The organism is Shewanella sp. SG41-3 (assembly GCF_014164545.1).
GTDB lineage: Bacteria > Pseudomonadota > Gammaproteobacteria > Enterobacterales > Shewanellaceae > Shewanella > Shewanella vesiculosa.
Genome location: NZ_JACJFJ010000008.1, coordinates 24649 through 50117 on the forward strand (window position 1 = coordinate 24649; position 25469 = coordinate 50117).

The following is a 25469-nucleotide window of genomic DNA, read 5'->3' on the forward strand; positions in this document are numbered from 1 at the left end:
AAACTATTTTTGCGATTATAGCGTAAAGTGATGCTGGTAATGAACAGGTTAACGCTAAAGTATCCATCTAATTTTTATTGATTTTTTTATCTAACTTGAGTTTATTCTATCGTTTTTGCATCTGTGTTACATTGCGAAATTAAATTAATCATTTGTTCAGTTGAGTATTGTTGTGAATATTATTTTGTTAACTCATCCTCGCGAAATGTTGCGAGCCAATAATACGGGCAAGTTAGTGTCTCAGGTGTTAGGCGAGCGCGCTCGTGTGGTTGAGTGGCACCGTAAACAGCCTGATGCTGAATTATTACGTTTGATTGCAGCTGGTAAGGTGGGGTTGGTTTTCCCCAGTGATGATAAAAATATTTCACAAAAAGTATGCGAGATATCTCAAAGACTATTATATTTAGTGCTTATCGATGCAACTTGGCAAGAAGCTCGCAAGATGTTTAATCAAAGTCCATATCTCAAAGCACTACCTAAAGTGTTATTAATTAATTCGCCCAAGTCGATATACCCACTGAGGCGAAACCAAATAGAAGGAGGATTATGTACGGCAGAATGTGTTATACATTTATTGACCGAGTCGGAAAACATAATCGAAGCACAGCAGTTAAGTGAGTTATTGATGACATTTATTGACACTAAGGCCGGTGTTTGAATGGGGAATAAGCGTTAGCCATTATAGATTGATAAATTTGTTGTTTAATCACAAATAATAAAAATACCTAAATTACAACATTCATCGGAGGTTGCTATGTTTAGCACTATTCGCGCTAAATTCTCATTGATATTCATTATATTTGCAGTAGCTTTAGCCATTATGGCCATTACTAATGCCACTCAGAGTCAAAATCAACTAGATCAGATCCATGAGCTCAGTCGTCAATTTAATCCTGCTATTTCAAGCATTATCAATGGTGATCGCGATTTATATCAAGCTCATTTAAGTGAAGTTCTTTTGCTTAGTAGTGAACTAAGTGCTCAGCAAAGAGATGATCAAATCAGTAATTGGCAAGAGAATGCCGATCAAGCTAAGCAGCGAGTTGCCGAATTTAGCCGTCTGTTAACACTTTACCCAGATGTGGTAAGTGGGCTCAACGGCTTTGATACTCAATATGACAAATGGTTTACGGCCTCGTCGTCGGTAATCAGTGCAGTTAAAGCGGGAGACTATTCCACTGCAAAACAACGTTATAAGGACGTGTCTTTATCTGAGTTTTCAAGATTGCGTGATATTTATAATACGGCCGGCGAGCGTGCCGATGAGCAAGTTAAATTAATCGACCAAAATAATACTCAAACAGCAAAAAATCAGCTAACAATATTATTTACAGTGTCTGGCATTCTGATTATTTTGACTATCTTCTTGGCTTATTACGGCCCTAAAGTGGTGGTGGATAGAATTAATGATGTGAACGATCGTATCACTGATATTAGTCGAGGTGATGGTGATTTAACCCGTCGATTAATCATTAGGCAACATGATGAAATTGGCGAGCTAGCCACAACATTTAATCATTTCATTGATCATTTACAGCAAATGATTATTGCTATCGATAAACAGTCTAATGAGGTTAATACCAGTATTGGACAGCTAGCGGGCAATGCTGCAACTGCCAGCCAAATTAGCCAAGAACAGCATTATTCAGTGGATAGTATTGTTACCGCCGTCAATCAAATGAGCTCAGCGGTTCGTGAAGTGGCTAAAAATGCATTGGATACCGCATCTGAAATTAATAATGTGAATGATCAGACGGTTGAAGGTAAACGCATTCTGTCGTTGTCTATCGATAATATTCAACAACTGTCGACGTCTGTTCAAAATGCTGTGGTGGTTATTCAAGCCTTGTCGACTAATTCGTCACAAATTGCGTCGGTTCTTGATGTGATCCGCGGTATTGCAGAGCAAACCAACTTGCTGGCGTTAAATGCGGCAATTGAAGCGGCTCGCGCTGGTGAGCAAGGCCGTGGATTTGCGGTGGTTGCTGATGAGGTACGAACCTTGGCCAGCCGAACAGAACGATCAATTCAAGATATTCAGAATATGATTGAGCAGCTGCAACGTGGTGTTAACGATGCCGTTCATACCATTGAAGCGGGTGCGAGTTTAACCGCGACTACGGTCGAGTTATCTTCACAAACACGAATTTCCCTTGATTTAATTTTGCAAGCCACAGCCAAAGTGACCGATATGTCAACACATACCGCTGCGGCTACTGAACAACAAACCCATGTAACCGAGGAGATTAATCGTAATCTAACTGAGTTATCTGATAAAACTCGTCATTGCAATGATGTGATTGCTGAAAACCAACAAATTGCGCTAAAAACAGCTTCAGTGTGTCAATCATTACGCTCAGAAGTGGCTCGATTTAAGGTTGTTTAACACGAGATTGAATTGAGAGTGTAACGTTATAAAAATGGCTTAATGTTGATTACATTAAGCCATTTTTCGTTAGATCTTTTGAATATAATGATTTATTTTACTTGCTGATACTCAAAGGTTTTATGTAAGCGTATGTCTGCAACCGATGCGCCAATCATCACTTCAAATGTGCCAGATTCTGCTAGCCAATCATTGGTGTTAACGTCCCAAAATGATAAATCACGTTGAGTTAAGGTAAAGCTAGCTGTTTTAGTTTCGCCGGCTTTTAACCACAGTTTATCAAAACCTTTTAGCTCTTTAATGGGGCGTGGGACGCTGGCTTTGACATCGTGTAAATACAGTTGAGCCACTTCTGCACCATCGACTTTACTGGTGTTAGTAATATCGACTTTGACTGTGATGGTGTCGTCGCCTGCAATACTCGCACTTGATAGGCTAATGTTTTGGTAACTAAATTTGCTGTAAGACAAACCATGACCAAAAGCAAATAAAGGCTTAATTTTTTGTTGCTCAAACCAGCGATAACCAATAAACACACCTTCGGAATATAACGACTCAGTTGCATTGTAATCATTTAACACAATAGGTGCGGTATCGATGAGTTTTTTAGGCAAGGTTATCGGCATTTTGCCGCTCGGATTAGTATCACCAAATAACATGTCGGCATAGGCGTTGCCTGCTTCCATGCCACCATACCAGCCCCAAACAAGCGTACTTGCGCTATCGGCCCATGGCATTTCAACCGCCGACCCGCCAATCATAAACACGATTGTGTTGGGATTTGCTTTCAGCAGTTTGGCAATAACCTCATCTTGCTGACCGGGTAAGATCATGTCTGGACGATCAATTGATTCTCGGTCATCGGCATGGCTTAAGCCTGCAAAATAAAATACTGCATCTGCCTTCTTCGCCGCGGCTAAATATTCTTTTTCGCTATTGTACAAGCTGTTGGGTGTTTCCCAGCCCAAGGTGGCTTGTTGGTCGCCCTGATAGCGTAAGCTAACAGCATAGGTTTCGCCTGCTGTTAACTTTATTGCTTTAGTGATGATGCTATCTGACTGTGCCGTGGTTGAGGTTAATAAAGGTTTATCATTGATAAATAGAGCAATGTTTCCGTCTGCTTTGATATTAAAGCTATGGCTGCCGCTTTCGATTGGTTTAAGGTTGGCTTTTATCTCCACAAATTGACGTTGGCCTTTTGCATCAAACTGCGGATCGGCAATCCAAGATTCACTGGCAAGCTTGGTCATTGCTTTATCACTATAATAGTTAATTTGCCAAGACGGGGTGCCAGTCCAATGACGAGTAGTCAGATAGTCATTAGGAATAGGCATAAACTTGCTGCTGGCAGCTCGCATTAGGGTAATATCAACCTTGTTACCTAGTTTGGCTTTTAATCCCTCTAGCGGGCTAATTTCATATAAGGTTTTAACCTCGGATGAACCTCCACCAAAGCCATGACGCTTGTCGGCATTGGGGCCTAAGACTAATACTCGTTTAAGTTTGTTGGCGTTCAATGGCAGGATATTGCTGTCATTTTTGAGTAGCACTATGCCATTGGCTGCAATAGTGCGAGCATCATCACGATGTGCCTGAGTATTACGCTCGCCCGATAGGCGCTGCTTATCCATCATGCCGATACTGAGTTCTAATCGTAAAATACGACGAACTTTGTCATCTAACACCGCTACTGGGATTTTGCCTGCATTAATCATTTCCAGTAATGGCTTGGCAAAAAAGTAGTCGTCAAAATCAGCGACATCGGTGCCCATCTCAATATCAAGACCGTTCATTGCAGCATCATAAGTGTTTATGTCGACATTCCAGTCAGTTAATAACACCCCTTGAAAACCCCATTCGCCTTTTAATATTGTATTAACCAGATGTGCACTTTGGTTGGCATTCGTGCCGCGAAACTCGTTATATGAGCCCATAATAGAATGGACATTGGCTTGTTTTACTGCCGCTTCAAATGCAGGTAAATACACTTCACGAAGTGTGCGTTCATCAGGTTTGGCATTCACGCCAGTGCGGTTGAGCTCTTGAGTATTTAACGCATAATGTTTTACGGTTGCACCGACATCATTAGCTTGAATCGCAAGCACTTCAGGTACCACTAGACTGGCAACTAAAAATGGGTCTTCTCCCATGTATTCAAAGTTACGCCCATACAATGGCAATCTTGCTAGGTTAACACCAGGACCAAGAATAAGGTCTTTATTACGATGACGCGCCTCTGCACCTAAAATATTGCCGTGCAGGCTGGCCATGTTTGGGTCCCAGCTGGCGGCTACTGCGGTTAATGGTGGTAAATAAGTGGAATAATCGTTAGTCCAGCCAGCAGGTGCCCATGAATTTCGGTCAATTTCATAACGCACGCCGTGTGGGCCGTCAGACATCCACATTTCATGTATTCCTAAGCGTTCAATGGCTGGGATGTGAAACTTGCCCGCAGCATGTACTAATGACACTTTTTCAGCCAATGTAAGCTGTGGTAATAAGCGGTTAACCTCGTCTTCGACTTGGCTGATACGATCGCCAATACGCAACTTCTCGCTGTCGGACAATACTGTTAATGCATGCAGTGTTTCAGGCGTAATATTAGGGTGTTCGGCAAGCGCTGCTGGACTGATGGTGACAAAACTGCACATCAACAGGGCGCTATAAAGAGGGCTTAAGGTGGTGCTAGACGCACTGTTTTGTGGCTTATTTTTATGGCGAATAGGCATTATTATCCCAAGAGGATTAACCATAACGTGTTCCTTATGTTATTGAAAATTTATAAAAATATTAGTGGTGAGCCGACCTGAACTAGGATTTGCATCAATGTCAGTTTGTGGGTTTACTATGGTTGAATGTAATAAGTTACCGGGGTAAATCACTAAGCGATTTGGACGATATTCGATTTGATGATACAAGCTGTAATGCTCGTCGCTGGCAACAAAGTAACTGGCTGGTGTTTGGGTTTTGCTGTCGAGAAACGGCTGCGCTTTGGTAAAATAGTCTTCGATATTTTCCGCCGTTATCCGCTCAAGATCGGTGAGGTTATGCCTAAAAAAGCCTGTGTTGCCATGTGGAGCATCGTTAAGATAATGCAAAATGGCAAAGTAATGCGGGTTTGTCCCATCGAAGTGAGGCAAACATTGTAGTGGAGCCAAGGTTTCTGGCTGTTTGTCGATTAATGAATAGACATATTGCTGCGGCTTTAATCGTAATGATGCTGGAATGCGATAAACGTCGTAGATCAGTTTGTACAGCGCATTGAGAACCTCGATAACATATTGCTTGGGCAATGATGTACGACATCCTGGGTAGTATGAGCCTTTATCTTGACGGAATGTGCTGTCATTGACCGCAATAGCGATCAACTGAGCGATATCTTCAGCAAAATTATCAATCACAATCACAGGTGTTTGTTGTTGGCCAATCAATTGCACCTGCGGTGCAATATGATTGACCTTGATAATGGGCTTGGTTGTTGCTGATACAGACATCAGGATTAGCCCTGCATCGCCGTTGATTTACAATAATGCTGCACAAAATCATGGTGTACAGGCAAGGTATCAACTTTGCGTTTTACGGTGGCTTTAATGCTGTTTAAAAAGCTCTGTAATTCAGCATCGTCCATCATGTCGACAATTGGATGGTACTCTTTAGGTTGTAGACCTTGGCCCATCATAACTTGGATCCATGAGCTTTCACCAAACAGTTCACTGCCGTATTTGTAGACTTTGCCTGATTGGCTAAACATGTCGATACGATGTTGTAATGACGTTGGGATCGGCATGTTTTTGCAATAACGCCAAAAGCGGCTGTCTTCACGGTCAGTGACTTTGTAATGCAAAATAATAAAGTCGCGAATGTTGTCTAATTCAATCTTGGTTTGTTGATTAAATTCATCAATGTCGGCTTGAATTATCCCTTGAGATGGAAACAGTTGCAGTAAGCGGACAATGCTTCGTTGGATCATATGAATGCTGGTTGACTCTAACGGCTCTAAAAATCCCGCTGATAAGCCAATGGCGATACAGTTTTTATTCCAATGTTGACGACGCGTACCGGTTTTGAACTTAATGACTCTAGGCTTATTGATTGGTTGGCCTTCAATATTGTTGAGTAACAGTTCGGTGGCATCGGCATCAGAGAGGTACTTGCTGCAAAATACTAAGCCATTACCAGTACGAGTTTGCAACGGAATGCGCCATTGCCAGCCAGATTCACGGGCAATTGAACGTGTGTAAGGTATGGGGTTTTGCACTGCTTCGGTTTGTACGGCAATAGCACTGTCGCACGGTAACCAATGACTCCAGTCTTCAAAACCAGAGTTTAAGGTTTGCTCAATGAGTAAGGCTTTAAAACCAGTACAGTCGATAAATAAATCACCTTCGATGAACTCACCATTTTCAAGTTGTAATGCGCGAATATTGCCCGTGTCTTCATGTTGCAAAACATCGGCTATCTTGCCTTCAATGCGCCTCATTCCATGTTGCTCAGCAAATTTTCGCAGAAACTTGGCGTAAAGACTGGAGTCCATGTGGTAAGCATGGTTGTAATCTTGATTTGGCAGCACAGCAAAACGGCCTTGGCGAGCGGCTAAATGTTCGGTGCAATAATCACCAATTTCGCTGACCATGTTTTTTTGTTGGCCTTTAAGCCAAAAGTGCTGAAAACCACAGGCCCAGCAGTCTTTGCCTAAAAAGCCAAATGAATGCAAGTAGTCTTTATTAACATCATGCCAGTTTTCAAATTGGATACCGAGTTTAAAGGTGGCATTGGTAGCAGCCATCACATCTTGCTCTTTTAATCCCAGTAAACGATGAAAGATATGCAGGGTAGGGATGGTAGCTTCACCGACACCAATAGTGCCGATTTCATCTGATTCGACTAAGACAATATCAAGATTTTTGCCCAATAGTTTGCTGAAGGCGGCAGCGGCCATCCAGCCAGCGGTACCACCACCGGCAATCACTACTTTTTTGACTGTTTTATTCATCTTGAGCGTCCTGTTTGATGTCTTGCTGTTCGCAGCATTATCGTTTTAATTTGTTGATTAAATCTGCGCGTAACTTACGGGCGTTGAGTTCATCTAATGGCTTGGTTAACATGCCTTTAGCTTGGTCTGGTATATGGCTGTCATCAATATCGTCGTGGTTAAAAATGTAATGTTCAAAAAGTGCTTTCCACGCTTGGCGTTGTGCTTTAGGTAATGATCGAAGGCTTAGCATGCTGTGAAGCAGGGCATTGTTGGGTCTGCCTAAATAGCCTGGTGTGTCGCGCCACCAATGGGTGATGAGTACGTTAAAGTCGTCAACTCCGCGCACGTGATGCCACCACATGCTGGGAATAAACAACACATCCCCCGGATTCAGTTGTGCGGTCAATGATGCCGCAAGTGCCTGCTTAAACTTAGGAAAACGCTCGAAGTCCGGTTCTGCAAAATCTACCATGCTGATGTCTTGTCCACCTGGAGCGAATTCCATTGGGCCGACATATAAATTGCTGATTTGCTCAGGCGGAAATAAGGTGAAAGTGCGTTTCCCCACAGCGTTACACGCGAGGTTGAGCGGAAAGTCAAAATGCGCTGCTACCTTGGTTTGGTTACCAAGCCAAATACTCGTCAATGGTTGCGTTGGCGATAAATCTAAACTGTTTTGTTCACCCAGCCCCGGCAGACATTGGTGTATGTCTGTTGAGCCCATGTAGATCCCCGCAGGTGTTTGGCTGGCATTTTCTTGTTTTAAGCGGCTTAATAATTGGTTGAAATCCAGGCGACCTGCTTGGTAATTAAAACCATTAACCTCTTGATTGTAAAATACCCGTCCATGTTGCTCGTGGGGGAGATAATATGCGGTCACCGCCGAGCCTTGATAAAATTGACACAGATAATCCATTGCCTTGTTTGCTGACTCAAGACCCGCTTGGACTAAAGGCCAGTGATGGCATAGGCCTTTAAATACCATGGGCTTATCTGCATGCTCAATATGAGCGAGCACTTGCTCTAAGGTCCAACCGCTTACGCTGTCGACAGCTTGTGTCGAGTGAGCTTGTATCGGCTCTGATAGGTTTGGATTTGTATTGTGGCTCACCATTATCGATTAACCTTGAGCATTTTTAAGGTTAAGTAGCTCGCGAACTTTGCTTTGCGATGCCAGAGCCATATAAATGGCTTGTAAATAACCTTGCTGATGCAAAGTGCCTAGCACTTCTGCAGATAACGCGGCTAGGGTGTTTTCATTAATGGTATAAAAACCAATCATTTGATGTTTTTGGCCATTGTCTAGTTCGAGGTCTAAGGTAAACGATTCCAGTAACTCATGCTCAATTAATACGTCGATAAAACGATTACTGTCACTGAGCCCATGATGAATCGCTTCAAGCATTTCACCGACTTCATCCAATAAAGGCGTGTTACCACCATAAGGAAAAAACAGCGCTTCACCGTCGTTATGGCTTACTCTTGGGTGGTCTAAATCGATGTGAATCACCCGTTGCTGACGCTCAATGCCATCTTCTTGAACGGTTTGTTGTCCTATCAAAAATGGCTGGCGACGCACACTTAGAGGAATATAAGATGCATTCCAACCAGCGTCAGATAAAAACAGATTCTCATTTTGCTTAAAACCAAATAATGCCACCGCATAAAACTGGCCAGTGGTAGCGTCTTTATGAAAGAAAATAGGGTAATGAGCTTGAATGCTACGAAATTCTTGCGGAAAGGTTAAGCCGAACCAAAGATTATCGCCTAACGCACTAGAACGGGTAGTGATAACCTTAAGGTCTTTATGATCGATGCTATTTAGTAATACATGTTGGCTCATTTTGATGTCCTATCTTGTTCGTTCAAATACGTTATGTAGTTATGATTATTGTAGGTGATCTTAGTTAGTCATTTGATATTCGCTGTCTGCCATCCTAGCAACCCATCTGAGTTAATCTAGATTACAGCTTAGCAAATCCATATTGCACGACTTTGGCTAGCAAATCGCGATTGCTCAGTAAGCTTTTACTTAATACTTGAGTGCGTTGCTGATTATCATTAAACAGTTGCTGTGCCTGTTGTTGCATTGATGGTTTTACATGGCTGGGTAATTGAGTATTAAAACCCATGCCATAGAGCACATATTGAAAACTGGCAGCCGGAAATAAGGCTTCTTTATAGCTAATATCGTGTTGGTTTGGCACTTGATAGCGCCATAATTCAAGTTGCGCTTGCAGACTATCAGGTATTGATTGCTTATCGCGATGATCGCGCCAATAGCGGTCAACTTCACGTTGACTTATTACATAGTGCAGCTTTAAAAAGTCGATAATTTGTTGCCAGTGCAGTTGATAGCGCTGATTAACCCTTGCCGCAATAGTATCCATCACTTGGCGATTGGAGGGGAGTTGTTGGGCTAGGGTAGCTGCTGTCCATTCAATTAACGCTAATGCTGAGGCTTCTAGCGGTTCGATAAATCCTGCAGCCATGCCAATGGCAATACAGTTATTTTGCCAGCATTTGGCTCTATAGCCTGGATTGAACGATAATTTTCGTGGCGTTAGTTTGTCGGCCGTGGCGCTATCAAGCCCTAAATAAGTTAATAGGCTTTGCTCAGCGTCAGCGTCATTAGTATGGCTTGATGAATACACATACCCCACGCCCTTGCGTGTCGGCAAGCCTATGTCCCAAATCCAGCCATTTTGCTGAGCCGTTGAATGAGTACAAGATGCGATAGGGCTGTCTGCTTGTTCATAAGGTACCTGTACAGCAAGGGCGCTATCATTAAATAACACTGACTTTTGAGATAAAAATGGTACTTGTAAATGCTCACCTAATAACAGTGATTTAGTGCCAGTACAGTCGATAAATAATTGTCCGTGGATTTCACCATGTGCTGCAGTGATCACTTTGGCTATATCACCATTATCATGATTAATAATATGACTGACATGATCACGAATATGAGTAACGCCAAGCTTTTGGGTGCAATGTTCGCTTAACATCTGGCTAAATTTGCCAGCATTAAGGTGGTAGCCGTAATTATTTTGAAAATGATATTGCGCTGATGCAATGGTTTTGGGCGCTAATCCAAGTTGAGTCAACACTGCTTGACTACTGACCGCCTCAGCAAAGCTGACTTGATCTGCATGGGGCAACCAAAATGGGCATAAGTCGAGTTCTTGGTGACCGTGAGGTAGGCTAAAAGGGTGTAAATAGCTGTTTGACTGAGTCGGCGTTTTGCTGTCGGCATCTTTGCTTGGGTCATTGCGCCAATCAATAAATCTTGAACCTTGCTTAAAGCTTGCGTCACAGCAGCGAATAAACTGGTTTTCATCAATGCCGATTTTGCTTAAAGTTGAACGCATCGAAGGCCAAGTGCCTTCTCCTACGCCAATGGTGGCAACATCTGGTGATTCAATAAGGGTAATGTTGAGCTTAGGAGAGTGGGCCAGGACACCTTTGTCGACATTATGCTCTGCAGCCAGTAATCCAGCGGTTATCCAACCGGCTGTACCGCCACCAACAATGACTATTTGGGTGATTGGTTTATGCATTATCTCTACCTACGCCTTTGGCACTATTGTTATTATTAAGTTGTTATCAATATTTTTATTGCAGATTTTATTATGTTGAAGTCTCATCATAAGTAGAATTTAGAAAAATGTAACCACTTAATACGTATTGGTTATTCATCTTCTCTTAGCAATGTTTTTAGCTCTTATAAGCAGCATAAAAATAGTAACGTCCTTGTTACTCAATATGTTGCAATAAAAAGAGGTGACAAATTACGTGCACCTCAACGACCTAAAAGGGAAACTTATATGGATAACACCTAACACTGAGCGTGTTAGGCACCATAGTATAAAGTTAAATCATTGAGCTAAGTGGTGCTTAGCTCAATATTGCTAACGTTATTCACTTAGAAGGTATAACGAGCACCTAAGCTATAACGTGCGCCGGTTTCAGTCAGGTTTAACACTTGCTCTTCAGCACGGCCGTGAACACGGACGTACTCTTCTGTAATGTTAAGTCCTTCGAAAAACACGGTTAAGCCTTCAACTGATTCGATATCATAACTAACAGACAAATCGATTTGTGAGTAGGCTTCAGTATACTTAGGGTTTGCCCCAGTATCTTGACCACGTGAGTTTAAGAACTCATCACGCCAGTTATAAGCAACACGTGCTTGGAAACCATAGTTTTCATAAACTAAGACTGCGTTAGCGGTATCACTAATGCCGATAAGTGCTGATTGGTCTGCTAATGAGTAGTTGTTGTAGGCTTCATCACTATTAACCAAGGTATAGTTGGCTATGACACCAAAACCCGTTTCACCGAAGAAATGTTGCGCAGCAAATTCCCAACCATCGATCACCGACTTACGTGGGCTGTTTGACGGGGTATCGATATTGAAGGTCAATAGATCATCATTATTTGCAGCACTACCGGCGATAGTTTGATTAGCAACATCTACCGCAGCATTGTCAGCATAGTTTGCGAAAATATAATCACGAACAGCCCCAGCTTCGGTTGTACCCGTTGCTGCCACAGCAGCTTTATATAAATCACCAGATGCTGGGTTATAAATACCGTTAGTCGTTTTAACAATACCATTGCTAATGAAGTTTGCAGTATCCTTGCGGAAATAACCTACAGACACATAGCTTGACGGTGCGTAGTACCACTCTGCCGAGAAGTCGATATTTTCCGATTCTAATGGCAATAGTGTCGGGTTACCTGCAGATCCACCACCATTAGTTCGGTTTGCGAGAGTTGCTAATACCGTACCGCCTTGGATATCTGTGTAGTTAGGGCGCCCAATGGTTTCGCTATAAGCTGCACGTAAGATCACATCTTCAACCACTTCAATGTTGAAGTTGAAACTAGGAAGTAAGTAGTCGTAATCACCCGTTTTAGTTTCAAATACTTGTTCACCGGTGGCAGCAAGTGCTATTTCAGTTTCTGCAATCCAAACTGCGCCATCATAGCCCGCTACAGCAGCTGTTGATGTCACGTCAGTTTTTTCATAACGCAAACCAAAGTGAACATCATATGGCATGCCGGCAATTTCGTTGTCGTAGTTGTACTGGACGTAAACAGCTTGTGACTCTTCTTCAGTATAACGGTCTGTTTGAGCCGCATAATTAGTAGAAGGACAGAAACCATTACCACAATCACCACTAACAGAAGAGGTATAATTAGCTGCTGAGAAGTCACGAACAGCAGCAAAGTCCCACATGAAGATGGTATTTAAAATGTCAAAGTTGCCATCAGCGAGTGAGAAGTCACCACCATTGGCATCAAATTTGTCAGTAATCGTATCGGCTGGGAACCATGATTCGTCGAAATCACCAGCAGAACCTACACCACCCCAATCGTTACGTTGTACGTCAACTTGCTGAGAGTGATTGTTGACATTAGTAAGCTCAACACCAAAGTCGATACTACCTGCGTCTTCAAACAAGTACTCGCCATCAAACTGATACTGATCAATTTCAGATTTGTTGCGTGCATTAGAGAAGTTGGAACCAGTAAGTAACATGTCTGCAGGAGTCACAGCATTACCACCACCAACCGCAAGCACTGGTAAATCACCGCTAAAGTCAGTAGCCGCGCTGGTACGTATAAATGCAGCGGTACTTAAATTGTTGCTAGAACCATAAATGTTATTGGGTTTAAATTCGGCCGTTGAGTTATGTGCATCGAAAGTCAGTTTTAAATTATCTGTCGCTTGCCATTCAATGTTAAAGCCTAATGAGCCACTCTCGTTACGAACACCAAAATCGCCAGCTGCCATCGATAAGTCTACAGGTGAGCCGTAAGTTTCAGAATAAATGAGCGGTGATGCGACTGGGCCGTCACTCCACACGTTTTCAGATGGTACAAAGTTAAACCAAGCTGATACATCATGAGATTGAGTGTCGATATCGTTACGCATGTAGGTATAGTCTAGGCTGGTGACTATGCTATCTACTGGGCTGTACTGTAAAACTAACTGGCCATTGGTACGAGTACGTTGTTGCTCTTCAAAACGATAAACGGTTGTCTGCGGCACTGAGTAAATATCATCATCACCAGGACGGTTTACTTGAGTGTCGTCTTTAGCGACACCGCCCCATTGACTATTGTTGTCATCTATACCAGCAAAACTACGCCAGCCTGTACCAACTTGCGCTTGTTGGTTACCGCTTTCGCGTTCTTGATAACTGGCCGATAGCGAAATACCAAATTTGTCGTCAGCAAAAGTATTTGAATATAAACCGGACAATTCTGGTGTCATTGAGCCTTTATCTGTTGATTTATCATCAACAGCTTTTACCCCAAATGTAGCTTTCAATCCAGGAGAGCTAAATGGTTTGTGAGTCAAAATATTGATAGTAGAACCGATACCACCAGTGGAGTTTGACGCTGAGCTCGTTTTATATACTTCAACACCGCTAATACTTTCAGATGCGATATTGGCAAAATCAAATGAGCGCGAGCCAGTCGTTACTGGCATTTGACGACCATTGAGGGTGATCAAGTTGTAGTCTGGGCCAAAACCACGCACGGACACTTTACTGCCTTCACCGTTAGAACGGTCAATTGATACACCAGTAATACGTTGTAATGATTCTGCTAGGTTGGTATCTGGAAACTTACCAATGTCTTCAGCAGAAATAGAGTCGACGACTCCACTTGATGAACGTTTAACGTCCATTGATTTAATTAAACTGCCACGAATACCTGTAACTTGGAGTACTTCAATATTCTCATCACCAGCTTCATCAGCTGCGTAGGCAGGTAACATACTGCTTACACCAAGCACTAGCGATAAACTGGTCGCTAGCTTGGTTTTTGTAAATTTTGTTGTTTTCATCTAGGAAATCCCCATTGACTAGATTTTGCTTCTCTCAATATTGCGGGTTAGGCGCAAATCGTTTTTTTAATTCTCCATCAACGCTGTAGTCATTATTTATAATGGTTATGTTATAAAACAGCTAATGTAAGCGCTTACATAAAACTAGTGTAAATTGTGACCGCCGTCAACAAAAACAAGTTTTAAATATTACATTTCATTAACCATAATAAGAAGTCATTCAATGTTTGTTTTATTAGTTATTGTTTAGTAAGCTTTTTATTTTTTATGAACATTTCAAATAAAAATGTAAGCGCTTTCTTTTGTTGGTTGAATTGTTACCACTTAGGTTGGTTTTTATCCGTTACTGAGAACAAGTAAGGTTATTCTAGACTAACTTTCTTGCGTGCTATTATTTTGTTGCATGTTGCGACAGTGAATTGATGTGGTTGTTGCTTATGGTGTTAGGGCTTATTTCAGTGTTATCGATAATCAAAGTATGAGTCATTAAGATGCATGTGAATGACCCACAGGACTTGAGACAACATATTATCTAAAGGTTAACTGATTATCATTGCGCGGTTGATAGCTTGCATAGGTTGATTGAAATCTCACTGTTGCGGTATTTTATGGCCATGCTTGTTCTCTCATTACTCATAAGGTGCGTTTATGCGTAGTTAAGTTGTTAGTCTATAGCGCATATTGCATTATTTGTTTGCGAGCAGATGGTTGATGGCACGTCACAGTGAGATGGTCAGTATCAGTACTTTTTAATCGCTACGAGATACTATCACCTCTGCATAAGGTAGCGTTGACTCACTCTTGATCGATTACTGACTTGGGGAGCCGCTTATGGGAAGAGGGACTTATCATCGGGCTTTTTTGGATGTCGTTTATCGACATTGCAGCAGGATAGGTTAACCGCTAAATGGTTCGGTTGACTCTTACTGATTGATTGCTCTAGCTGATTCACGCACAAATAGCTCTGGTGTAAACGAGCTTTCAACTAAGACGGCTTTATCGTTATACACTTGTTGTAATACCCAGAGGGCTGCCATTTTACCCATTTCGTGAATAGGGTTGTTAACGGTCGATAATTTCGGTGAGATGTACTGTGGAAATGGAATATTATCGTAACCAATAAATGAAATATCATCGGGTACACGGATTCCGTGTTCTAAACACACTGCAATTGCCCCAGAGGCCATTTGATCATTCGCACACACGACAGCAGTAATGGTTTTATTCATCGACAGTAAATGCTCCATCGCTTCACAACCGCCAGCTTCTTTAAAGTCACTTTCAATGCAAAGGGTGTCATCAAAATCGATATTGTATTGTTGCAATGCTCGTTTATGTCCTTTTAGACGATCTCGTACGTCGAGCTTAAACAATGGCCCTGAAATGTAAGCGATGTCTTTATGACCAAGTGATAATATGTGCTCGGTAGCCATGAAACCGCCTTGCTCATTTTCAAGATAAACACAGCGTTCTTTGATGGCGTCGATATAGCGGTTAATAAATACCACTGGTGTTGGGCCTTTACTCAATTCAATCAAGTAATCGTCTGATACCGCCTCAATGTCCAAAATAAGAGCATCACAACCGCGACTCATCAAAAACTCAACCCCTTCTTTTTCTTGCTTCTCGTCGCTATGACCAGCAGCAATAATCACGTGCTTGTTAGCTGTTCGAAGGGCGGTTTCGATTTCTGTCATCATGGGACCATAAAAAGGACCGTCAAGCTGAGACACTAAAACCCCAACACTGTTGGAGCAATTTGAGGCTAATGATTGGGCAATAGTATTAGGGCGATAGCCTAAAGAGGCCATCGCATCGAGAACCTTTTGTTTGGTTTTATCGCTGACTTTGGTGTTGTTATTCATCACTCTAGACACGGTCGCTAGAGACACACCAGCCATTACGGATACATCGTAAATTGTTGCCATATAATTAGTTTTTAAAAGCCGTCTTGGAGCACATGGCTCCAAGACTATCATGCTTTTATTTTACTTCTCTATTTAATTCTAAGTGTATTTGGTCCACTTTTTCATTGTCCAAGGTGTACCAACGCATAACAAAGGCCACTACCAATGAACCGATAGCAGGGTATACAGTGAATGAAAGTAATATTCCTTGTTGAGTCTGTTCAGTTTGGATGATATCTGGCTGATAACCATAACCTGCCAGTAACCAACCAGCTGCCGCACCACCAATAGCAACCCCAAGTTTGATAAAGAATATGACCGATGAGTAAATCATTCCGGTAATGCGTACACCGTTTTTATGTTGACCATAGTCGACCACATCAGCCATTTTTGCCCAAAGCAGTGGTGTAGCCATATTGAAAGTAAAGCCCCATATGACAAACATCCCAAAGGCCAGTACCACTTGATCGCTTGGCACAAAGTAGCTTACGACACACATGGCCGCCGCCAGCAGTTGCAAGCTAATATAGGCTTTTACTTTACAAAAACGTTTTGCTAAAGGTTGAGCTAAAATACAACCGAATATATTACCAACCATGCCAAGAGTGATGAAAAGGGTAATAGAATCAGGCATGTTTAAGAAATATTTTACATAGTAAATCGCTAAACTGGTGCGCAATACCATGCCTGATAATAGACAGACTGCCGCAATGGCCAATACTCGCCACTGATCATTTTTTAGCATGTCGGTGAAGTCTTTTTTAAAGCTTGTTTGTTGGTCTATAGGTGGATGCAGACGCTCTTTGGTGCCCCAAAAGCAGGCTAAAAACATCGCAACACCCAAAATGCTCATCGCGGCAATCGTTAGTTGATAGCCTTTAGCCTGATCGCCTTTACCTAAAAACTCCACCAAAGGTAAGGTTAGGCCTGACACCAATAATCCGCCCAGCATCGCAAACACAAAACGGTATGATTGCACTGACACGCGTTCTTTAGGATCCGCTGTTAATACACCGCCTAATGCACAATAAGGAATATTAATCGCGGTATACACCATCATCAATGCGGTATAGGTGACAAAGGCATAAATCATTTTACCGTCTTCAGACAAATCCGGCGTAGTAAAGGCTAATACGCTAATAAAGCCAAAGGGAAGGGCAAACCATAATAGATAAGGTCTAAACTTACCCCAACGAGTGTTGGTTCTGTCTGCTAGCGCGCCCATTAGTGGGTCGGTGATCGCATCAATTAAGCGAACAGCTAAAAACATTGTGCCCACAAATGCAGGCGAAATACCGAAAATGTCGGTATAGAAAAAAGTTAGAAATAGCATCACGGTTTGAAACACAATATTACTGGCGGTGTCCCCAAGTCCGTAAGCTATTTTTTCTCTAGTGCTAATCATACATGCCTCAATTATTGTTGTTATTGCTTAAAATGATGCAACTATTTGAATAGAATAAAGCCGTTTATATAACGGCTTTATTCTGGTTAACATATTATGTTCTTGCGTTAATAAAGTCTCTATACGCGTATGCACTGGCTTTTAAGGTACGTTCTTGGGTTGCATAATCAACATAGACAATACCGAAGCGTTTTAAATAACCTTCTGCCCACTCAAAGTTATCCATCAAACTCCAAGCAAAATAACCCACAACATTAACACCTTGTTCAATGGCATTATTTACCGCATTTAAGTGAGCGTTATAGTATTCGAGTCTGTCTTGGTCATCCACTTTACCGTTTAACAATTTATCATCCATTGCCGCACCGTTTTCGGTAATGTAGATCGGTGGTAAAGGATAAAGTGCATCTAAAGAGGTTAATAAATCACTAAAGGCTTGTGGGTAAATTTCCCATCCCATGTCTGTTTTAGGTTTGCCGACCATGTCTACTTGGCTAAAGCCATTAACTGGGTCGGCTTTATAGACTGCACGGGTATAAAAGTTGATGCCTAGAAAGTCGATAGGTTGAGCAATAATATCAAAGTCGCCAGCTTCAATAACCGGCACATCTTCTGCGGCAAAGTCATTGATAATCTCTGGGTAGCAGCGGTCAAACAAGGGTTTGATGTACCACTGATTGAAATATTGGTCGGCTTTACTTGCTGCGTCAATATCTGCGGCAGAATCAGTGGCGCTATAGCAAGGCGTAAAGTTAAGCACGATACCATTTTGGCTGTTAGGGCTGTTTTTTTGCAGCACCTTCATGGCTAAACCATGAGCCAATAATAAGTGGTGTGCAGATTGACGGCCATAAGCTTTTTTAGCTAATCCAGGAGCATGAATGCCAATTTCATAACCTAAGTATGAACTGCAAAAAGGTTCGTTAAATGTGGCATATGAGTAAACTCTGTCACCGAATGCTTGGGTTATTTTGTCGGCATAGTCAGCAAATAAATAGGCTGTTTCGCGATTTAACCAACCACCATTATCTTCAATATGTTGTGGTAAATCCCAATGGTACAAGGTCACAAAGGTTTTAATGCCACGACGGTTTAGTTCATCGAGTAAGTCGGTATAAAACTGCACACCTTGTGGATTCAGGCTGCCATCTTTGTGCATAACGCGAGGCCATGAGATCGATAAACGGTAGGCGTCGACACCTAGCGATTCTATTAGATCGACATCTTCACGCCATAACTTAACGTGTTCGCATGCTTGCGAGCCATCAGACCCATCACGAATTTTGCCAGGCGTCGCACAAAATGTGTCCCAAATACAGGGCAGGCGAGTTGCCACAGCACCTTCAATTTGAAATGAAGCTGTCGCCACACCAAAGGTGAACGCTTTTGAATGCATTTTTGAATCGGCTGGTAACATAATTTTCATATTTTAATTCACTTAGTATTGATTAATTTTGTCTTTTTTTATTACTAACTTATTAGCTTAAAACACACTGATAAAAGGCCTAGTGTCGCATTGTCCTAACCGTAAATATTATGCTCTCGCGTTTAAAAACCGTTGACATCAGTTATCGATATGTTAAAAATGAAAGCGCTTACATTGAGATTAGTGATTAATTATCCAAAGGTCAATAATTGATTTGGTTAAATATTGAATCCTCATCTGCTTGCACAAGTGTGGGAATAGCGATATGGAAAATGCCTAGCGTTTACGGGGAGTTAACTCTTAGGTAATGACAAAGAGCATCCAGTTCACTGGCGTTATGTACTGCAACCCAAGATAACTATTAACAACAATAAGGGAATGTCATGACGACTTCGCAGCTTCAACTCGAATCGACTCCGGTTAATTCAACTCATCAGCAAGGAAACTTTCGCTTTGCGTTAGTGGCGTTAACATCATTATTTTTTATGTGGGGTTTTTTAACCTGTTTAAATGATATTTTAATCCCTTATCTAAAAAATATGTTCGACCTTAATTACACTCAAGCGATGCTGGTGCAATTTTGCTTTTTTGGTGCGTATTTTGTTGTGTCGATCCCTGCCGGTGCGCTAGTCGGTAAAATTGGTTATCAAAAAGGCATTATTACCGGACTGGTTATTGCCTGTATTGGATGTTTATTATTTTATCCGTCAGCAAGTTATGCTTCTTATAATATGTTTTTGTTTGCCTTTTTTGTATTGGCATCAGGCATTACTATTTTACAAGTATCTGCCAACCCTTATGTCAGTGTTTTAGGCCCTGCAGAAACCGCATCGTCTCGCTTAACCTTAACCCAAGCATTTAATTCATTAGGTACAACAGTTGCGCCATTTTTTGGCAGTTGGTTAATTTTATCAACGGTTGAGCATGATGAGAGCATCACTGAGGTAGGTGAAGTTATTGGCCGATTATCAGTAGAGCAACAAGCCAGTGCCGTTCAAACCCCTTACTTAATTTTAGCCTTGTCATTGTTTGCATTGGCATTGATTTTTATGATGTTAAAACTACCGCTATTGGGCAAAAAAGATGCGGCATCGACCACCTCTGCAACGGGAAGTGCTTGGCAGTATCCGCATTTGGTGATGGGCGCGGTAGGGATTTTTGTATACGTCGGTGCTGAAGTTGGTATTGGCAGTTTTCTGATTAGCTTTTTAACTCAAGATCATATTGGTGGTGTGTCTGAATCGCAGGCAGCCCATTATATTGCTTATTACTTTGGTGGCGCTATGGTCGGCCGTTTTATTGGCGCCGCTGTTATGCAGAAAATTAATGCAGGTAAGGTGTTAGCGTTTAACGCACTGTGCGCGTGTATTTTAGTGTCTGCAGCCATGATGAGCATTGGCACGGTAGCCATGTGGGCCTTGTTGTTCGTCGGTCTGTGTAACTCAATTATGTTCCCAACGATTTTCAGTTTGGCACTACAAGATTTAAAACAACACACTAGCCAAGGCTCAGGTATTTTGTGTTTAGCCATTGTTGGCGGTGCGATTTTGCCCTTATTTCAGGGCATGTTAGCTGACATCCTGGGGATTCAATTAGCCTTTATTGTCCCCTTGCTATGTTACTGTTTTATCGGGTACTACGGGTTAATTGGCTGCAATGCAAAACGTCCAGTATCAACAGACAATGCGTAAGGGAAATACAATGAAACTGACTCAAATACAGCGTGCAACGAAATTAAAAATGCCGATGAAAACCACTGTAATCACTTTGGGGCTTTTTCTTGGGGTTAGTGGGTGTGGTGATAATCAAAGCACTCAGCAGCAAACAACAGAAGCCGCTGTAACTTCGGAGCAAACGGCATCAACAATATGGCCTGCATTACCCCCAGCTATCGCTAAAGATGAAGCATTAGAGGCCAAGATAGATGCCTTAATTGCCAAGATGACGCTAGAGCAAAAAATTGCCCAAATGATCCAGCCAGAAATTCGCGATATTACGGTTGAAGATATGCGTAAATACGGTTTTGGTTCTTATCTCAATGGCGGCGGTGCTTATCCTAACAACGACAAGCATGCCACGCCTGCAGATTGGGTTGCCTTAGCGGAATCATTTTATCAAGCATCTGTCGATGACAGTATCGACGGGATTAATATTCCTACCATGTGGGGCACAGATGCGGTACACGGTCATAACAATGTTATTGGCGCAACCTTATTTCCGCATAACATTGGTTTAGGCGCTGCCAATAACCCAAAATTGATTGAAAAAATAGCCGCCATTACGGCTCAAGAAGTTATGGTGACTGGGATTGATTGGGTATTTGCTCCTACCGTTGCCGTGGTGCGAGATGACCGTTGGGGCAGAACCTATGAAGGGTATTCTGAAGATCCACGCATAGTAAAAGAGTATGCTTATGCCATTGTTGAAGGCTTGCAAGGTTCTGTCAGCGGTAACTTTTTATCAGACCAACATGTTATTTCAACGGTAAAACACTTTATCGGTGATGGTGGAACTGAAAACGGAATCGATCAGGGCGAAAACCTTGCTAGCGAACAAGATTTATATGACATTCATGCCCAAGGTTATGTCGGCGGACTTAATGCTGGGGCACAAAGTGTTATGGCCTCATTTAATAGTTGGCAGGGGGAAAAAAATCATGGCAATCAATACCTATTAACCGATGTACTTAAAGATAGATTAGGCTTTGATGGCTTTGTGGTTGGCGATTGGAATGGTCACGGACAAGTCGCTGGTTGTACTAACGAGTCTTGTGCCAAGTCAGTTAATGCTGGATTAGATATTTTTATGGTACCGACTGATGCATGGAAACCATTGTATGAAAATACTATTGCCCAAGTTAAAAGTGGTGAGATCAGCCAAGCGCGAATAGACGATGCGGTTAGCCGTATTTTACGAGTGAAATTTCGTGCCGGCTTGTTTGATAAACCTAGCCCAGCCAATCGACCGTTATCGGGTAAAACTGAGTTAATCGGCCAAGCGAGTCATCGCGAGGTTGCTCGCGAAGCGGTGCGTGAGTCATTAGTGTTGCTTAAAAATAATCAATCTATATTGCCGCTTAAGCCTAATATGAAGGTGCTTGTTGCCGGCGATGCAGCAGATAATATTGGTAAACAATCAGGTGGTTGGTCAATTACTTGGCAAGGTACTGACAATAAAAATAGCGACTTTCCTGGTGCAACCTCCATTTACTCAGGTATCGAGCAGGTCGTCACCCAAGGTGGCGGCAAGACAACCTTAAGCGTAAACGGTGACTTTAACCCTGAACAACAACCTGATGTTGCTATTGTCGTGTTTGGCGAAGAACCTTATGCCGAGGGCAATGGTGATATTGATAACCTTGAATATCAGCGTGGCGATAAGCGTGATTTAGCATTATTGAAAAAACTTAAAGCGCAAGGTATCCCAGTTGTATCAGTATTTATCAGCGGCCGCCCTATGTGGGTTAATGCTGAATTTAACCAGTCAGATGCGTTTGTTGCAGCTTGGCTTCCTGGCACAGAAGGCCAGGGCATTGCAGATGTATTATTTACTAAGCCAGATGGAACAGTTGCATATGATTTTGTGGGTAAATTGTCATTCTCATGGCCAGCTACACCACAACAAACTCAGGTCAATGTGCCATTAGTGCAAGATAAACGTGCGCAAGCACAAGCTGACTATCAACCACTGATCCCTTACGGATATGGATTAACCTATCAGTCTGTTGCAACCGATGCGATAAGCTTAGATGCGTTATCAGAAGATAATTTAGCCGCCAGTCAAACACTCGAAGACTTAGCCCTATTTGAACGTGCAGTGAAATCTCCTTGGTCAATGTACATAGCAACTGATAATGAACAGCAAGCCTTATCCAGCAGCGTGGCGAGCAACAGTGCGCTTAATATCCGCACCATGGATCGCGCCGTGCAAGAAGATGCCCGCTTGGTGTCGTTTAATGGCACCGAGCAAGGTACCGTCGGCTTAATAAGTAGTTTTCCACGTGACTTAAGAGCTTACAGTAATAGTGATTCAGCATTGTCTCTTAGTATCAAAGTTGAGCAATCAGTGTCAAAACCTCTGTGGCTAGGTCTCGCATGTCAAGGTGATTGTCGCCAACAAGTGGATATTGCCAAGCTGGTGAATACTAGATTAGCTGAATGGCAAAACGTAAGCATTTCCCTGGCTTGTTTTGCTGGAGAACCGATGGACTTTGGTAAAATTGCCATGCCGTTTTATCTTAGTACTGACGCTAAAGTCGATATTAGTTTTAGTGATGTCGTCATTAAAGCGACTGCAAACGACCATACTATCCAATGTTACTAGAACCCTAATCCAGCTCGATCTGATTTAGGTCGAGCTGGATTTAGTCTGATTATCTTCAGGGCGTCAGTCGATAATCGTCAGCCGTTTGACTGCAATCACGTCAGATTTGAGCGGTCTCATAGACTGCTGAATACGAATGCAAAAACGCACTGTTTGCTTTGAGCAAAGCGGCGCTTAGCTTAGTATCGAGCAGCCTTTGAGGTATTGCAGCTATCTTGTGTCCTCGCGGTGGTTTTTTTCGGTCAGTTTTTTGAGTCGATTTTGAATCAAGTGCAATCAAAAAGTTATCAATCTATGATGTTAACAATGGCATAATAACGTATCGATAGTGTATTGATCGCTAAAGCGATATGAATTTGATAAGGAATTGATTTGTCTAATATTGTATTTTCTAAAGCAGACTTACAACAGATAGTGCTCCTCGCCAAGCAAGCCGGCGAAGCAATTATGCAAGTTTATGCGCAAACTGATTTACAGATTGAAGTGAAACAAGATGATAGTCCAGTTACTGCAGCCGATATTGCCAGTCACAATGTGATTATCGCTGGGCTTAAGCAGCATTTTGCTGATATTGCTGTCATGAGCGAAGAAGACGCTGATATTAGTTGGGCTGAACGCCAGACTTGGCAAACCTATTGGTTGATCGATCCACTCGATGGTACTAAAGAATTTATTAAACGTAATGGTGAATTTACGGTTAATATTGCGCTGATCCATCAGGGACAAGCTATCGCAGGCGTGGTGTATGCGCCCGTATTAGACAAATGTTATAGCGGTATTGTTGGCCAAGGAGCATGGCTAGAGCACAACGGAGTGACATCAATATTAGATATTCGTCAGCGGCCATTACAGACACCTCCTGTTGTCGTTGGCAGTCGTTCTCATATTAGCCCTGATGTCGCCGCCTATTTACAGACCATTGGCGAACATCAAATGCTTAGCGTTGGTAGCTCATTAAAGTTTTGTATGGTGGCTGAAGGTCAAGCCGATGTGTACCCAAGATTAGGCCTCACCAGTGAATGGGATACTGCAGCAGCGCAAGCTGTATTGGAAAGTGCTGGTGGTAAAGTGGTTGAGTATCCAGCACTCACAGCGCTGCAATATAACCAGAAAGAAAATATTTTAAATCCGTATTTTATTGCCGCGTCCTTGGCGTGGTTTGAACGTAAATAATTGTGCTTTAAAGTAATTTGCGTTAATCGAACATTGAATCTAATTAATAATAAGTAAATGGAGTAATAAGTTATGATGCGTATGGGCGTCGATCTCGGTGGTACCAAAATAGAATTAGTGGCGTTGGCCGATGATGGCGCTGAGATATTTAGAAAGCGCATTCCTACTCCAAGAGACTATCCAGCGACATTAGCGGCGATTGTGGGCTTAGTCGCCGATGCTGAAACCGCAACAGGCCAAACGGGTTCTGTGGGTGTTGGTATTCCTGGTGTTGTGTCACCGTTTACTGGTTTGGTTAAAAACTCTAATTCAACCTGGATTAACGGCCATCCGCTTGATAAAGATTTAAGCGAAGTGTTGCACCGTGAAGTGCGTGTAGCCAATGATGCCAATTGTTTTGCCGTATCTGAAGCCGTCGATGGTGCCGCTGCCGGAAAAGGTGTTGTTTTTGGCGGTATCATTGGTACAGGTTGTGGTGCTGGTATCGCTATTAATGGTCGTGTGCATGGCGGTGGTAATGGGATTGGCGGTGAATGGGGCCATAATCCTCTTCCGTGGATGACGGCTGATGAGTTTAATTCAACTAGTTGTTTTTGTGGTAATCGTGACTGTATCGAGACCTTTATATCGGGTACTGGCTTTGTACGTGATTTTCGTGAAGCAGGCGGCGATGCAATCAGTGGTATCCAAATTTCTGAGATGATGCAACAAGGCGATCCGTTGGCTACCGCAGCATTTGAGCGTTATATTGATCGATTAGCGCGCTCACTTGCGCACGTGATCAATATGATGGATCCAGACATGATTGTATTAGGTGGCGGTGTATCAAATATTGATGCTATCTACACTGAATTACCAAAAGTGTTACCCAAATACGTTGTCGGTCGCGAATGCGGCACTCAAGTGGTTAAAAACAAGTTTGGTGCATCTTCTGGCGTTCGCGGTGCGGCCTGGCTTTGGGGCAAAGACGAAAAGTAGGCTTAACTTGTATAGTAGAGCCTTGTTCAGG

Annotated in this window: 16 protein-coding genes; 6 read left to right on the plus strand and 10 right to left on the minus strand. The window is 42.4% G+C overall.

Features of this window, described 5'->3' with window-relative positions; genetic code table 11:
- Positions 1-172: 172 nt before the first annotated feature.
- Together H5164_RS15485 and H5164_RS15490 are read left to right on the plus strand one after the other, a co-directional pair.
- On the plus strand, positions 173-658 hold the full coding sequence (locus H5164_RS15485; protein WP_124016245.1) for a DTW domain-containing protein: 486 nt from the start codon (positions 173-175) through the stop codon (positions 656-658).
- A 96-nt stretch (positions 659-754) separates the two neighbouring features.
- Positions 755-2386 (plus strand): methyl-accepting chemotaxis protein, encoded by a 1632-nt coding sequence (locus tag H5164_RS15490; RefSeq protein ID WP_182757017.1) that lies wholly within the window; start codon positions 755-757, stop codon positions 2384-2386.
- Between the two features lie 92 nt (positions 2387-2478).
- Here the strand turns inward: H5164_RS15490 and H5164_RS15495 are convergent, their stop codons facing one another.
- The 10 genes from H5164_RS15495 to H5164_RS15540 all read right to left on the minus strand — a co-directional run bounded on the left by H5164_RS15495 (position 2479) and on the right by H5164_RS15540 (position 18964).
- On the minus strand, positions 2479-5139 hold the full coding sequence (locus H5164_RS15495) for a glycoside hydrolase family 3 protein (protein WP_259396837.1): 2661 nt from the start codon (positions 5137-5139) through the stop codon (positions 2479-2481).
- Between the two features lie 15 nt (positions 5140-5154).
- The gene (locus H5164_RS15500; protein WP_182757018.1) at positions 5155-5880 is read right to left on the minus strand and encodes a DUF6445 family protein; all 726 of its coding nucleotides are present in this window, start codon (positions 5878-5880) and stop codon (positions 5155-5157) included.
- 5 nt (positions 5881-5885) lie between these two features.
- Entirely contained in the window at positions 5886-7379 is a 1494-nt protein-coding gene (locus tag H5164_RS15505) for a tryptophan halogenase family protein (protein WP_182721904.1), read from the minus strand.
- Positions 7380-7416: 37 nt separating this feature from the next.
- Complete coding sequence (locus H5164_RS15510; RefSeq protein ID WP_310736195.1) at positions 7417-8436, minus strand: cupin-like domain-containing protein; 1020 nt, start codon at positions 8434-8436, stop codon at positions 7417-7419.
- Between the two features lie 45 nt (positions 8437-8481).
- A complete protein-coding gene (locus tag H5164_RS15515) occupies positions 8482-9204 on the minus strand; it encodes a SapC family protein (RefSeq protein WP_124016240.1) in 723 nt (240 codons plus the stop codon).
- Between the two features lie 121 nt (positions 9205-9325).
- Complete coding sequence (locus tag H5164_RS15520; RefSeq protein WP_182757020.1) at positions 9326-10921, minus strand: tryptophan halogenase family protein; 1596 nt, start codon at positions 10919-10921, stop codon at positions 9326-9328.
- Between the two features lie 365 nt (positions 10922-11286).
- Complete coding sequence (locus H5164_RS15525; protein ID WP_182757021.1) at positions 11287-14226, minus strand: TonB-dependent receptor; 2940 nt, start codon at positions 14224-14226, stop codon at positions 11287-11289.
- Between the two features lie 923 nt (positions 14227-15149).
- A complete protein-coding gene (locus tag H5164_RS15530; protein ID WP_124016237.1) occupies positions 15150-16154 on the minus strand; it encodes a LacI family DNA-binding transcriptional regulator in 1005 nt (334 codons plus the stop codon).
- Between the two features lie 55 nt (positions 16155-16209).
- Entirely contained in the window at positions 16210-17538 is a 1329-nt protein-coding gene (locus tag H5164_RS15535) for a glycoside-pentoside-hexuronide (GPH):cation symporter (protein ID WP_182757022.1), read from the minus strand.
- Between the two features lie 94 nt (positions 17539-17632).
- Positions 17633-18964: a GH1 family beta-glucosidase gene (locus H5164_RS15540; RefSeq protein WP_182757023.1), complete on the minus strand. Its 1332-nt coding sequence runs from the start codon at positions 18962-18964 to the stop codon at positions 17633-17635.
- Between the two features lie 383 nt (positions 18965-19347).
- Here H5164_RS15540 and H5164_RS15545 point away from each other — a divergent pair, with 383 nt between their 5' ends.
- The 4 genes from H5164_RS15545 to mak all read left to right on the plus strand — a co-directional run bounded on the left by H5164_RS15545 (position 19348) and on the right by mak (position 25438).
- Entirely contained in the window at positions 19348-20655 is a 1308-nt protein-coding gene (locus tag H5164_RS15545; protein ID WP_182757024.1) for a sugar MFS transporter, read from the plus strand.
- Positions 20656-20665: 10 nt separating this feature from the next.
- Complete coding sequence (locus tag H5164_RS15550) at positions 20666-23287, plus strand: exo 1,3/1,4-beta-D-glucan glucohydrolase (protein WP_182757025.1); 2622 nt, start codon at positions 20666-20668, stop codon at positions 23285-23287.
- Between the two features lie 372 nt (positions 23288-23659).
- Positions 23660-24460: a 3'(2'),5'-bisphosphate nucleotidase CysQ gene (gene cysQ / locus H5164_RS15555; RefSeq protein ID WP_182757026.1), complete on the plus strand. Its 801-nt coding sequence runs from the start codon at positions 23660-23662 to the stop codon at positions 24458-24460.
- A 72-nt stretch (positions 24461-24532) separates the two neighbouring features.
- Positions 24533-25438 carry a fructokinase gene (gene mak, locus H5164_RS15560; protein ID WP_124016231.1) on the plus strand — a complete coding sequence of 302 codons (906 nt, stop codon included), beginning with the start codon at positions 24533-24535 and terminating at the stop codon, positions 25436-25438.
- The last annotated feature ends 31 nt before the right edge of the window (positions 25439-25469 follow it).

Bases quoted from the DNA above. Each gene is read 5' to 3' on its own strand.
- H5164_RS15490 (WP_182757017.1), top strand. From the start codon at position 755: ATGTTTAGCACTATTCGCGCTAAATTCTCATTGATATTCATTATATTT.
- H5164_RS15495 (WP_259396837.1), bottom strand. From the start codon at position 5,139: ATGGTTAATCCTCTTGGGATAATAATGCCTATTCGCCATAAAAATAAG.
- H5164_RS15500 (WP_182757018.1), bottom strand. From the start codon at position 5,880: ATGTCTGTATCAGCAACAACCAAGCCCATTATCAAGGTCAATCATATT.
- H5164_RS15505 (WP_182721904.1), bottom strand. From the start codon at position 7,379: ATGAATAAAACAGTCAAAAAAGTAGTGATTGCCGGTGGTGGTACCGCT.
- H5164_RS15515 (WP_124016240.1), bottom strand. From the start codon at position 9,204: ATGAGCCAACATGTATTACTAAATAGCATCGATCATAAAGACCTTAAG.
- H5164_RS15520 (WP_182757020.1), bottom strand. From the start codon at position 10,921: ATGCATAAACCAATCACCCAAATAGTCATTGTTGGTGGCGGTACAGCC.
- H5164_RS15525 (WP_182757021.1), bottom strand. From the start codon at position 14,226: ATGAAAACAACAAAATTTACAAAAACCAAGCTAGCGACCAGTTTATCG.
- H5164_RS15530 (WP_124016237.1), bottom strand. From the start codon at position 16,154: ATGGCAACAATTTACGATGTATCCGTAATGGCTGGTGTGTCTCTAGCG.
- H5164_RS15535 (WP_182757022.1), bottom strand. From the start codon at position 17,538: ATGATTAGCACTAGAGAAAAAATAGCTTACGGACTTGGGGACACCGCC.
- H5164_RS15540 (WP_182757023.1), bottom strand. From the start codon at position 18,964: ATGAAAATTATGTTACCAGCCGATTCAAAAATGCATTCAAAAGCGTTC.
- H5164_RS15545 (WP_182757024.1), top strand. From the start codon at position 19,348: ATGACGACTTCGCAGCTTCAACTCGAATCGACTCCGGTTAATTCAACT.
- H5164_RS15550 (WP_182757025.1), top strand. From the start codon at position 20,666: ATGAAACTGACTCAAATACAGCGTGCAACGAAATTAAAAATGCCGATG.
- mak (WP_124016231.1), top strand. From the start codon at position 24,533: ATGATGCGTATGGGCGTCGATCTCGGTGGTACCAAAATAGAATTAGTG.